Below are 13,275 nucleotides of genomic sequence, written 5' to 3' on the forward strand. Positions count from 1 at the left end.
TCAAACTGACATCGGCGAACCGATCGGAAGGCCAACAAAAACGGGAGGACGCGGCGGCAAGGCCGCGAAAGGACCACGCCACCTTACCCGTGCTTGCGCAGCATGTTGGATCAAATTTCGTGATGGACCTGGTTTTTTCGTGATGATTTCGCCTGCATGTGCAAAGCTTGCTGCCGGAGAAAATGCGCCTGCAGTTTATTTAGCAAGCCCGAAAAAATCGTCGCGGATTTAGTTCTTGTTAGTGCCGCTCCGATAAATCTTCGGTCAATAAGAGGCGGGACGGGCCCTGCGTTTTTGCTGCCGGATGTACCGTCGCCGGCACCACATTCGTGCGTAAATCTCGGATCTTGGCTTTTCACCATCACGAGCGCCCTCTACAAATCAAAAGAGCAAGCGCAAGCAGGACTGACCATGCGGACAAACACTGGCCAGATCGTTCATCTGGAAAACTACCGGCCGACCGATTTCGTACTCGAGAGGGTGGACCTGACTTTCGAACTCGACCCGAGGGAAACGAAGGTCGAGGCGCGCATGATCTTCCATCGCCGCGAAGGCGTTAGCCCCTCTGCACCGCTCGTTCTCGACGGCGACGAGCTCACCATGACCGGCCTGCTGCTCGACCAGGTAGCGGTCCCCGGCACGCTCTATGAAGCGACGGACGACACGCTCACCATTCGCGGCCTGCCGGAAGCGGCGCCCTTCGAGATCACCGTCACGACGGCCTTGTCGCCTGAGACGAACACCAAGCTGATGGGCCTCTACCGCACGAGCGACGTCTATTGCACCCAGTGCGAAGCCGAAGGCTTCCGCCGCATCACCTACTTCCCGGATCGTCCCGACGTGCTGGCGGTCTATACCGTCAACATCATCGCGGACAAGGCTTCTGCACCGCTGCTGCTTTCGAACGGCAACTATCTCGGCGGCGCCGACATGGGTGACGGCCGTCACTTCGCCTCCTGGTTCGATCCGCATCCTAAGCCGAGCTATCTGTTCGCGCTCGTTGCCGGCGATCTGGGCGTCGTCGAGGACGCCTTCACCACCGCTTCCGGCCGCGACGTCGCGCTCAAAATCTATGTCGAGCACGGCAAGGAGCCGCGCGCCGCCTACGCCATGGATGCGCTGAAGCGGTCGATGAAATGGGATGAGGAGGTCTTCGGGCGCGAATACGATCTCGATATCTTCATGATCGTTGCCGTTTCCGATTTCAACATGGGCGCCATGGAGAACAAGGGGCTCAACATCTTCAACGACAAATACGTGCTCGCCGATCCGGAGACGGCGACCGATGCGGACTATGCCAATATCGAAGCGATCATCGCCCACGAATATTTCCACAACTGGACCGGCAACCGCATCACCTGCCGCGACTGGTTTCAGCTCTGCCTGAAGGAAGGCTTGACCGTCTATCGCGACCACGAGTTTTCCGCCGACATGCGGTCGCGCGCCGTGAAGCGGATCGCCGAAGTGCGGCACTTGAAATCCGAGCAGTTCCCCGAGGATGCCGGCCCCCTCGCCCATCCGGTGCGCCCGACGCAATACCGCGAAATCAATAATTTCTACACGACGACGGTTTACGAGAAGGGGTCCGAGGTCACGCGGATGATCGCGACGATCCTCGGCCGCGACCTCTTCAAGAAGGGAATGGACCTCTACTTCGAGCGTCACGACGGCCAGGCGGTGACGATCGAGGATTTCATCGCCTGCTTCGAGGCTGCGAGCGGCCGAGACCTCAAGCAGTTCTCGCTCTGGTACCATCAGGCCGGAACGCCGCTCGTCACCGCTTCCGGCACCTATGACGCCGCCAGGCAGACATACACGCTGTCGCTGGAGCAGACCGTTCCGCCGACGCCCGGGCAGAGCAGCAAGGCACCGATGCATATCCCGCTCCGCTTCGGATTGCTGCTTCCGGACGGAAGCGAGGCAAGGCCCTCGGCCGTCTCCGGCGCCGAGATCACCGGCGACGTACTGCACCTGACCGAGCGCAAACAGACGGTCACCTTTTCCGGCATCCCATCCGAGCCGGTCCCCTCCTTCAACCGCGGCTTCTCCGCGCCCGTCAATCTGCACCTGACGCAAAGCGCCGAACATCGTGCGCTGATCGCGCGCCACGAGACCGACCTCTTCGCACGCTGGCAGGCGCTGAACGCGATGGCCCTCGACAATCTCGTCAAGGCGGCAGCGGAAGCGCGTACCGAGCAGCCGATTGACTGTGACGATGCGCTCGTCGATGCCCTGCTTGCCGCAGCCGGCGACGACCGACTGGAGCCGGCGTTCCGATCGCAAGTACTGTCCCTGCCGAGCGAAACCGACATAGGCCGCGAAATCGGCAGCAATAACGACCCGGATGCCATTTACGCCGGCCGCCAGGCTATTCTGGCCGCCATCGCCACGGTCGGCAAAGATACCTTTGCGCGACTGGTAAACGAGATGTCGCTGTCCGGCCCGTTCCGGCCCGACGCCGACAGTGCCGGACGGCGGGCGCTGCGCAATTCCGGGCTCTCCTATCTCGTCTATGCCGACGGAAGCCCGGACAAAGCGGCTGATGCGTTTAGCTCCGCCAACAACATGACCGATCTCAGCCAGGCGCTGACGCTTCTTGCACACCGGTTTCCGGATGCCCGGGAGACGGCGGACGCACTGGCCGTGTTCAAGAAGCGCTTTGCCGACAACGCGCTCGTCATCGACAAGTGGTTTGCCATTCAGGCGACGATCCCCGGAGCATCGACGCTCGACCGCGTTCGGGCGCTGATGTCGGATCCGCTCTTCAATGCCAGCAATCCGAACCGCGTTCGCTCACTGGTCGGCACATTCGCCTTCGCGAATGCCACCGGCTTCAACCGCATCGACGGCGAAGGCTATCGTTTCCTTGCCCGACAGATCCTGGACATCGATACGCGCAACCCTCAGCTTGCCGCGCGTATTCTGACGTCGATGCGCTCATGGCGGTCGCTCGAAAAAATCCGGGCCGGCCACGCCCGCAGCGCGCTTGAGGAAATCGCGCGTGCCTCCAACCTTTCCGCCGATGTCAGCGACATCGTCGACCGCATGCTCAAAGACGAGCACTGAACGAGCATCGGTCCCGGCTTGTTGATCTCCTCATCCCTGTGCTCGTCACAGGGATGAGGAGAGGCAGAACTTCAACGCATCAATCCATCTCGCAGCAGCCGCCATAAACTCCCGGCAATCCGGCTATCATTTCCCAACGATGAAATATGGTTAACAAATCTTTACCATTGCCTCTGGACAAGGCGAATCGCCCTGTGATTCATTGAGTCAGATTCGGGCGAGCGGCGCGCCGAATCACTGGAACGCCCGCTTCCGGGAAACCGCTGAAGATGGGATCGACGTTTCGGACTGAGAAGAATCAAGCGTTCCTTGCGGCATTGTCGAGTGCGGAACGCTTTTCGAGGACGACAAATTGGATAAGATGGCGGACGCGCGACGGGGAAGCGCAGCCGAAGGGCGGTTGCGACTCAAGTTTCCGGGCTTTTCGGGCCTCGAACGGGAGTTCATCGAGCAGGCAAAGATCTTTGCCGAACCGGCGTCGCAGAAGCTCGCAATGGCCGAGCCGATGCTCAAGCGGTCCATCCCGGTCCTCATCATCGCTTTTCTTCTCATCGTGGCGATCTCACGCATGTCGGGCATCATGGACGAGCATGCCCGCATGGAGGCCTCCTCCCGCCGGACGGTCAGCCTCGCGGCCGCAGCAGCAGCCGGTGTTTTCCAGACCGGCGGATCGGAACTCTTCGCCGAGGGCCGCCGCTGGGAAGTCGAACGGCGGCTCACCGAATTTCTGCCTGCGGAAATCCTGGACGCCGGAATTTTCCTGCTGACGGTCCGCAGAGACGGCCGCGTCTTTGCCGGCACGCAGGATGGCGTCCATCTCATCGGACGCACGCTCTCCGCAATCGCTCCCGAGGTCGCGACGCTGCAATATTACGGCGAGGGTGCCAGCGTCGTAAGAGCGTCGATCGACGGCACCGAGCATTTCATCGCGCTCCGGCAATTGCCGGATTCCGGCGGCGCCGTTCTGGCGGCAACGTCGATCGCCAGATTCGAAGCGGCATGGCGCGACGAAATTTCGCTCAACGTCACGCTGTTTGCCGGTGTTTCGGCGATCCTGATGGTCGTCCTCTATGCCTATTACATCCAGGCAAAGCGCACCCGCGATGCCGATGCGGTCTTTGCCGAATCGAACCTGCGCGTCGAAACGGCGCTCTCCCGCGGACGCTGCGGCCTCTGGGATTTCGATCTCGACAACCGGCGCCTCTTCTGGTCCCGCTCGATGTACGAGATGCTCGGCATGCCGGGCGACGCGAGCGTACTGTCGTTCGGCGATGCCGCCCGTCTCATGCATGTCGAGGACCGGGGCATATACCGGGTCGCTCGGGCAATCGCGAAAGGCAACGAGCGCCAGATCGATCAGGTGTTCCGGATGCGCCATGCGGATGGCCACTATGTATGGCTTCGAGCGCGTGCCCAGGTGATCCGCACCGTGTCGGGCCGGACGCATCTGATCGGCATTGCGATGGACGTGACCGAGCAGCACAGGCTTGCGCAGCGTTACGCCGAGGCCGATCAGCGCCTGGCGGACGCGATCGAGTGCACCTCGGAGGCCTTCGTGCTCTGGGACAAGCACGATCGCCTGGTGATGTGCAACACCCATTACCAGCAAGCCTGGCAGTTGCCCGACCACGTGCTGGTGCCGGGCACCGAACGCACGATCGTCCATGCTGCGGCGGCAAGGCCCGTCGTCGAACGGCGCATCGCCGATCCGGACCGGAGCAACCACTCGCAGACGAGCGAGGTTCAGCTTGCCGACGAACGCTGGCTGCAGATCAATGAGCGCCGCACGCGCGACGGCGGGCTCGTCTCGGTGGGTACGGACATCACGCTCCTCAAGCGGCATCAAGTTCGCCTGCGCGAATCCGAGCGGCGGCTGATGGCGACCATCGGCGATCTCTCCGCCTCCCGCGTAACACTTGAGCAGCAGAAGGCCGAACTTTCCATCGCCAATGCGAACTATCAGGCGGAGAAAGAGCGCGCCGAGGCCGCGAACCGGGCAAAGTCCGAATTCCTCGCCAACATGTCGCACGAGCTGCGCACGCCGCTGAACGCCATTCTCGGCTTCTCGGAAATCCTGCAGGACCAGATGTTCGGCCCCCTCGGCTCGGAGAAATACCACGAGTATTCGCGCGATATTTTCGAGAGCGGCAAGCATCTGCTCAACGTCATCAACGACATACTCGACATGTCGAAGATCGAGGCCGGCCATATGCGCATCACGCGCGAGCGGATCGATCTCGCGCCACTCATCGAGGAGACCCTTCGTTTCACGACGATTCCCGCAGAGCGAAAGAACATCCGCGTGGTCCAGCAGATATCCTCCGGCCTGACGATGTTCGCCGACCGCCGGGCGATGAAGCAGGTCCTGCTCAACCTCCTCTCCAATGCAGTCAAGTTCACCAATGAAGGCGGGCGCATCTCCTTGCGGGCCCGCAAGGTGAGGGGCGCCGTCACGCTGACGATCGCCGATTCCGGCATCGGCATTCCCAAGGGCGCATTGCAGAAGATCGGCCAGCCCTTCGAGCAGGTGCAGAGCCAATATGCCAAGAGCAAGGGCGGCTCCGGGCTCGGGCTCGCCATATCCCGCTCGCTGACGCGGCTTCACGGCGGGACAATGAAGATCCATTCGGCAGAGAATGTCGGCACCATCATATCGGTCAGGATTCCCGACCGCGGCTGACCACGCCCGCTTACGCTGCAGCAACAACCCCCTGGAAGATCCGGCGCACGGCCTTCGAGAGACGGCGAATGTCGGCTTCGAGATGCGTCAGATCCGGATAGTCTCCGGCACGGCAGACGAGATCCACGAGACCGGCCGGCGCTTCCTTGGGGTCGAAGTCGCCATCGATGCAAAGGCGCACGAGCTGCGACAGCTCGGTGAAGAGCACGAGCGCTTCGGCGGCCGTATCGAGATCGTTCGCATTCATCATCCCGGCACCGAGCGCCTTCAGCGCCTCGAGCGTATGCGTACCGGCAGGAGGGGACGTTACTCCCCTCGCCGGTGCGACCAGGGCGAGGTACTGGGCGATGAACTCGATATCGACCAACCCGCCGGGAATGAGTTTGAAATCCCATATGTCCTTCGGCGGTTTCTCCTTGTCGATCAGGCCGCGCATCTCCTCGACGTCCTTGCGGATCTTCGCGATGTCGCGCTTTTCAGTGAGAATCTCGGCAAAGATCGCCTCCGCTTCGCCGACGAGGCTCTCATCGCCGCAGATGCAGCGCGCCCGCGTCAGCGCCAGATGCTCCCAGGTCCAGGCTTCCGTTCGCTGGTACTTGGCGAAGGCGGTTATGCGGGTGGCAACCGGCCCCTTGTTGCCGGAGGGTCGCAGCCGCATGTCCACGTCGTAGAGGATGCCCTCGGCGGTCGGCGCCGACAGCGCGGCGATCAGCCGCTGCGTCACCCGCGTAAAATAGCGTACCGGATCGAGCGGCTTGGCGCCGTCGGACTCGAGCACTTCGTCGTCGTAGTCGTAGAGCAGGATGAGGTCGATATCGGAGCCGGCGGTCAATTCGTGGCTGCCAAGCTTGCCCATTCCGACGATTGCGACCCGCCCCCCGGGGAAACGTCCATGCGCCGACCGGACCTCCTCCAGGACCGCATCGAGCGCGGCGGCAATGATCAGATCGGCAAGGTCGGTGAGAGCGCGTCCCGCCTGAAGGCCGGTGATCGCGCCCGTGAGCAGCCGGATGCCGATCAGGAAGCGCTGCTCGGCGGCGATGATGCGCAAGCGGTCCAGCACCTCCTCGTAGTGCCGGCCTCCGCCGACGAAAGTCGCGATCCGCGGCGCCAGATAATCCTTGGTCGGCAGCTCCGCAAGCAGCCCCGGCTCCAGCATGCCGTCGAAGACATGCGGTTTGGCGGCGATGATGTCCGCCAGGCGCGGTGCCGACGACATGATATTGACGATCAGCGACAGGAGGCCGGGATTGTTGCCGAGCAGCGAGAAGAGCTGGATCCCCGCCGGCAGACCGGAGAGGAAGTGGTCGAAACGCAGAAACGCTTCGTCGGCCCGCCTGCTTTCGCCGAAGACGCGCAGGAGCTCCGGCGTCAGTTCCGTCAGCCGCTCGCGCGCCTCGACCGACTGCGTTGCCCGATAGCGCCCGTAGTGCCAGGTGCGGATGATATTCGCTATGTCGGATGGCCGTTGGAAACCGAGCTTCTTCAACGTTTCGAGCGTATCCGGATCGTCCTGCTGACCGGTGAAGACCAGGTTTCCGGTCTCGGTGGATAGCTTCGCCTCCTGCTCGAAAAGCTGCGCATAGCGCCGCTCGACCGTGCGCAGCACGCGCGACAGCGCATTCGAGAAGGAAGCCGTATCCTCGAAGCCGAGCATATAGGCGATCCGCCTGAGTTCCGGCTCGGTCTCCGGAAGAAGGTGGGTCTGCTCGTCATGCACCATCTGGATGCGGTGCTCGACGTCACGCAGGAACCAATAGGCCTCGATAAGTTCCTCGGCCGTCGCCCCGTCGATCCAGCCGCTCTCGGCGAGCATCCGCAGCATCGTTTCCGTTTCGCGCAGCCGCAGCGCGGGCGTGCGGCCGCCTGCGATCAGCTGCTGCGTCTGGACGAAGAACTCGATCTCCCGAATGCCGCCGCGCCCGAGCTTGATGTTGTGTCCCTTCACGGCGATTTCTCCGTGCCCCTTGTGGGCATGGATCTGCCGCTTGATCGAGTGAATGTCGGCAATTGCCGCATAGTCGAGGTACTTGCGGAAGACGAAGGGCGTCAGTTCCTTGAGGAAGCGTTCGCCCGCCTCCAGATCGCCCGCGATCGGCCGCGCCTTGATGAAGGCGGCCCGTTCCCAGTTCTGTCCCCTGCTCTCGTAATAGAGCATTGCCGCCTCGACCGGGATGGCAAGTGGCGTCGAGCCCGGGTCTGGCCTAAGCCGCAGATCCGTACGGAAGACATAGCCGTCGCCGGTTCTCTCCTGCAGGATGCGAATCAAGCGCCGCAACAGCCGGGCGAAGGTTTCCGGAGCATCGTCGCGATTGGTGATGATGCTCGACTGCGGATCGTAGAAGACGACAAGATCGATATCGGAAGAATAGTTGAGCTCGCCGGCACCAAGCTTGCCCATTCCAAGCACGACGACGCCGGAGGCGGTGGACGGCGCGGAACTGTCCTTCAACACGAACTTGCCGCTTTCATGCGCGCCGAGCAGCAGATGATCGATCGCCGCCGAAACGGCCGCCTCTGCAAAATCGCTGAGCCACCGCGTCGTCTCACGGCCGCCGAAAAGCCGCGACAGGTCCGCAAGCGCGACAGCGAAGGCGACCTCGCGCTTCGCCCGCCTCAATCGCGTCATGATCTCCGCATCCGGCAGCGCCGCCCCGGCTGCATCGCCCCGCCAGGCCGCCCTTGCGGCCTCGATCCTGCGCTTCAAAAACGCCGGCAGCGTCTCGGACAGCAATGCTTCGAGGATCGCCGGGTGGCTACGCGCCGTATCCCGCAAGAATGGCGAGAGCGCGAAGGCTGCAACGAGAAAATCCTTGAGCGGCGCGTCCGAGGCAATGAGCTTCGCAATGTGTTCGCTGCCTTTCGCCGCATCCTTGAGAACCGAAAGGGCGGCCTTGGCGTCCGCCTGGCTCGCCGGGCGAATCGCCACCACATCGATATCGGACAAAGACCGCTCGATCGCTTCCGCCATGCACATCCCCCCTTCGGTTCCCGTCATGGGTTTATCAGGTCGCAACCGCCGGGAAAACCATGCGAACAGCCAAGCCCCGACCGTCCTCCTCCGTCGCCGACAGTTCCAGCGCGCCGCGGTGCATCTCCATGACGGCGTCGACGAGCGAGAGGCCGAGGCCCGTCCCCGGCTTCGACCGGCTTTCGTCGAGGCGAACGAAACGCTTGACGACCTCTCCGCGCATATTCTCCGGAATGCCGGGCCCGTGGTCGGCAACGGTCAACACGACGTGACGATCGCTCCTCATCATTTCAACCCGTATCAGCGGATTTTCGGCACCTTCCGCATATTTGATCGCATTGTCGATCAGGTTGCCCAGCGCCTGGCTGATCAGTTCGCGGTTGCCGGAGATCGCCACCCCCGGCGCCGCCTCCGCTTCGATGCGCATTTCCTTGTCTTCCGCCAGCGGCTCGTAGAGCTCGACGCAATCCGCCACGATCCGCGCCAGGTCGACTTCGCTCATCTCGGCGACGGCGGAGCCGGCTTCGACGCGGGAAATCATCAGAAGCGCGTTGAACGTACGAATCAGCTGATCGGACTCGGCGATGATCTGTTCGAGCGCGCCGCTCTGGTTGCTCCCCTCGGTATCGGCGAGCGCCGCCTCTGCCTTGTTGCGCAAGCGCGTCAGCGGTGTCTTGAGGTCGTGCGCTATGTTGTCCGAGACCTGTTTCAGTCCTTCGTTCAGCTTCTCGATGCGCTCGAGCATCGCGTTCAGGGATTCCGAGAGACGGTCGAACTCGTCGCCGGAACCGCTCGTGGGCAAGCGTTGCGAGAGGTCCCCGGCCATGATCTTCGTGCTCGCCTCCGACATGCGGTCGATGCGACGCAGGGCATTGCGGCCGATGCCGAACCAGATGACCAGCGCCCCGAGCCCCATGATGCCGAGCGCGACCATCAGTGCCTGACGGACAAGCACGCGGAACTTCTCGGGTTCCTGCAGGTCGCGGCCGACCAGTATCCTCAGCCCGTTGTCGAGCACCAGGACCTGGGCAAGGGCGACGTGCCTTTCGGCACGGCTCTCGTCGGTGAAGCGCCGGTAGCGGAACGGCTCCGACTTCCAGCCCTCGTCGTCGAGGAGCCCAGGTTGGAGCGCAGCCACGTTGCCGGCGAGGATTTCTCCGTTCGGCCCCGCAATGACATAGAGATTTGCACCCGGCTGACGCGCCCGACGCTCCAGCGAGCGAAGCAGCCCGTTGATTCCGGCGCGGTCGTAGACATCCGCAATCTGGGTTACCTCGGCGGCGATCGAGTCGCGCGTCTGCTGCTGCAGGAGACGCTCCGACATGCCGGTCACGTAGAAGACGAGGAAGGCGGCGCAAAGGGAGAACAGGATCAGATAGAGCGCAGAGAGCCGGACTGCAGTCGTCCTGAACAGCACGCTGATCCTGCTCATGCGTCCGTGGTCCGGTCGTCCTTGATCATGTATCCGGCGCCACGGATCGTCCTTAGCAACGGCGGATCGAAATCCTTCTCGATCTTCGAACGCAAGCGCGAGACATGCACGTCGATCACATTGGTCTGGGGATCGAAATGATAGTCCCACACGTTTTCGAGCAACATGGTTCTCGTCACCACCTGTCCGGCATTCTTCATGAGATATTCGAGCAGCCGGAATTCGCGCGGCTGCAAGGGGATCTCCTTGCCCTGCCGCCGGACGGAATGGGACAAACGATCGAGTTCGAGATCGCCGACGCGATAGACCATGTCCTGCTCGGGTGCGCCCTTACGCCGGCCGAGTACCTCGACGCGGGCGAGAAGCTCGCTGAAGGCGTAGGGCTTCGGCAGGTAATCGTCACCGCCGGCGCGCAGGCCGGTGACGCGGTCGTCCACCTGGCCGAGTGCCGAGAGAATGAGCACCGGCGTGTGGATGTCCTTGCGCCTCAGTTCCGTAATCAGCGACAGGCCGTCGCGGCGGGGAAGCATGCGGTCGACGACAAGCACGTCATAGGCGTTCTCGCTCGCCATGAACAAACCGCTCTCGCCGTCACTCGCGTGGTCGCAGACAATGCCTGCCTCGCGGAAGGCCTTGGCAAGATAAGCGGCTGCCTCGAGATCGTCTTCAACAATCAGAATCTTCATGCGGGTGACCATAGTCCCGGACCTCTGTTCGTCTCAACCGGATTCGGTTCGCTGTGCGTACCGGGCACGCGGCCCGGCCAGAAACAGGAAAGCGCCGCGACATGGCTTTATGTCGCGGCGCCCCCTCATGGAACGGCACTCAGTCCGTCCGTGGCATCTCAGCCCTGAGTGATGGGCAGTGCGACGAAGCGGCTGCCTTCCTGTGCTTCGATCTGGAACAGAGCCTTGCTGCGCCCGTCCTTCTTGGCGTTGTTGATCACCTTGAGAACGTCGTCTGCCGATTTCACTTCCTGATTGTTGACGGAGACGATCTTCTCGCCTTCCTTCAGGCCGCGATCGCCGGCGTCGGAATCCGGATCGACGGAGGCGATCGTGACTCCCTTGCCGTCCTCCGACGGGGTCACCGTCAGGCCGAGGTCGGCCAGCGCCTCCTCGCCTGCCTGCCCTTCGTCGGGCTGCGCTTCACCGGTCGCCGGTGCGGGCTCCTTGGCATCGCTCGGCAGCGTGCCGATCTCGAGGTTGACCGTTTCGGATTTGCCGCCGCGCCACAGGGTAACCTCTGCAGTGGAGCCGGGGCGCAGGGCCGCAACGCGACGTGCGAGGTCCCGCGGATCCTTGACCGGCTCGCCGTTGAGTGCCGTCACGACGTCGCCGTTCTTGATCCCGGCCTTTTCACCCGGCGAGCCCGCCTGAGGCTCGACGACGAGGGCGCCGTTCGCTTCGGAAAGGCCGAGCGACTCGGCGATATCCTTCGTCACCGGCTGAATCTGGACACCAAGCCAGCCGCGCGAAACCGTGCCGTCCTTGATGAGGGAGTCCACGACATCCTTCGCGACCGAGGCGGGGATTGCGAAGGCGATACCGACATTGCCGCCGGAGGGCGAGAAGATGGCCGTGTTGATACCGACCACCTCGCCGGAAAGATTGAAGGTCGGACCACCGGAATTGCCGCGGTTCACCGCTGCGTCGACCTGCAGATAATCGTCATAGGGACCGGAGCCGATATCGCGGCCCCGAGCGGAGATGATGCCGGCAGTGACCGTGCCGCCGAGGCCGAAGGGATTGCCGACAGCGACCACCCAGTCGCCGACGCGCACCTTCTCGTCGTCCGCGAAGCTGACATAGGTGAACTTGCGCTTGTCATCGACCTTGAGCACGGCAAGGTCGGTCCGGCTGTCCTTGCCGACGAGCTTGGCGTCGAGCTCGGTTCCGTCGTTCATGATGACGGTGAAGGCCGAGCCGTCGGAGACGACGTGGTTGTTGGTGACGAGGTAACCGTCTTCGGTGATGAAGAAGCCGGAGCCTTGCGCCCGCGGACGGAGACGACCTTCGCCACGCGGACCGCGGCGGTCGCGCCAACGATCGGCACGGTCGTTTTCACGCGGAGCGAATTCGCGGAAGAAACGCCGCAGCGGATGGTCTTCCGGCAGATCCTCGAATCCGCGGCCGCCGAAATCGAAGGTGAAGTTGCTTTCATCGTCGCTGACGCGTTCACGTGCCTGCACCCGGACGGAGACGACCGCCGGCGAAACGGCGTCGACCACATTGGCGAAACTCGGCACAGCCGGGGCCTGCACCCTCACGGCTTCGGCGAAGGACTGCGCGACTTCGGCCGGCAGGCCGGTCGTCAGCAGCACGGCTGCGAGACCGGCTACCGTCGTGGTCTTCAGCACAGTCTTCAAGGAGGGACGTGGAGCTTTGATCGTAGACATTCGTTTTGCCTTCTCTCTTTCATGAAGCCCGCCTGCAAGGCAGGCTGCTTCGAAACCTTTTCCCCGAGTCGGATCCAATGGCCTCACCGTCGGAAACCCGCTCGTCTGGCTGTGACTGGATGAAACAGCCTGTGCCGTAAGATGTAACGGGCGGGACCTTACTGAGTTCTGTCCGGCAGATGAAATTTTGGTAATCTTCCACTCGAGCCGGCGACCTGCGGGATGGATGCTCGCGCAACGGGCATCGGTCGATGCGGGATCAAGGCCGCAGCAGCCGGTCCAGCCGCTCCTGTTCCTCGTCGGAAAGCGGTGCGCCCGGAACTCTTGCGCCGCGGCGTCTCGCGGCCACGACGAGGGTGATGATGCCGGCCACGAGCAGAATGGCAGGCATGCCCCACAGCACGAGCGTCTTGGCCTCGAGGCGAGGGTTCAGGAGCACGAATTCGCCGTAGCGTGAGACGACGTAGGAGATCACGGCTTCGTCGGAATCGCCGTTCTTCAGGCGCTCGCGTACGAGCAGCCGCAGATCCTTGGCGAGTTCAGCGTTCGAATCGTCGATCGACTGGTTCTGGCAGACCATGCAGCGGAGCTGGGCGGAGATCGCCCGGGCACGCGCTTCGAGCGCCGGATCCGCAAGCACCTCGTCAGGATTGACGGCGAAGCCCGGGGCAACGGACGCCAGCAAAAGGAAGAGGGCGATCAGCAGCCGGATCATTTGGCAGCTCCCA

7 protein-coding genes are annotated in these 13,275 nt (G+C 62.9%); 2 read left to right on the forward strand and 5 right to left on the reverse strand.

Features of this window, described 5'->3' with window-relative positions:
• Nucleotides 1–411: 411 nt before the first annotated feature.
• Both pepN and M1D34_RS10505 read left to right on the forward strand, forming a co-directional pair.
• Entirely contained in the window at nt 412–3,066 is a 2,655-nt protein-coding gene (gene pepN, locus M1D34_RS10500; protein ID WP_153313433.1) for an aminopeptidase N, read from the forward strand.
• 352 nt (nt 3,067–3,418) lie between these two features.
• Nucleotides 3,419–5,746: a PAS domain-containing sensor histidine kinase gene (locus tag M1D34_RS10505; protein ID WP_192923411.1), complete on the forward strand. Its 2,328-nt coding sequence runs from the start codon at nt 3,419–3,421 to the stop codon at nt 5,744–5,746.
• A gap of 10 nt (nt 5,747–5,756) precedes the next feature.
• Here M1D34_RS10505 and M1D34_RS10510 read toward each other — a convergent pair whose 3' ends face one another.
• From M1D34_RS10510 to M1D34_RS10530, 5 genes are all read right to left on the reverse strand, one after another.
• Nucleotides 5,757–8,717: a bifunctional [glutamine synthetase] adenylyltransferase/[glutamine synthetase]-adenylyl-L-tyrosine phosphorylase gene (locus M1D34_RS10510; RefSeq protein ID WP_498778954.1), complete on the reverse strand. Its 2,961-nt coding sequence runs from the start codon at nt 8,715–8,717 to the stop codon at nt 5,757–5,759.
• A gap of 34 nt (nt 8,718–8,751) precedes the next feature.
• Nucleotides 8,752–10,149 (reverse strand): sensor histidine kinase, encoded by a 1,398-nt coding sequence (locus tag M1D34_RS10515; RefSeq protein WP_498778956.1) that lies wholly within the window; start codon nt 10,147–10,149, stop codon nt 8,752–8,754.
• Nucleotides 10,146–10,847 (reverse strand): response regulator transcription factor, encoded by a 702-nt coding sequence (locus M1D34_RS10520; RefSeq protein ID WP_003527354.1) that lies wholly within the window; start codon nt 10,845–10,847, stop codon nt 10,146–10,148. The genes M1D34_RS10515 and M1D34_RS10520 overlap by 4 nt, the downstream gene beginning before the upstream one ends.
• 146 nt (nt 10,848–10,993) lie before the next feature.
• Nucleotides 10,994–12,547, reverse strand: a complete 1,554-nt coding sequence (locus tag M1D34_RS10525) for a Do family serine endopeptidase (protein WP_015007345.1) — start codon at nt 12,545–12,547, stop codon at nt 10,994–10,996.
• A 259-nt stretch (nt 12,548–12,806) separates the two neighbouring features.
• Nucleotides 12,807–13,262, reverse strand: a complete 456-nt coding sequence (locus M1D34_RS10530) for a cytochrome c-type biogenesis protein (RefSeq protein WP_498778960.1) — start codon at nt 13,260–13,262, stop codon at nt 12,807–12,809.
• Between the last annotated feature and the right edge of the window lie 13 nt (nt 13,263–13,275).

The organism is Ensifer sp. D2-11 (assembly GCF_054161295.1).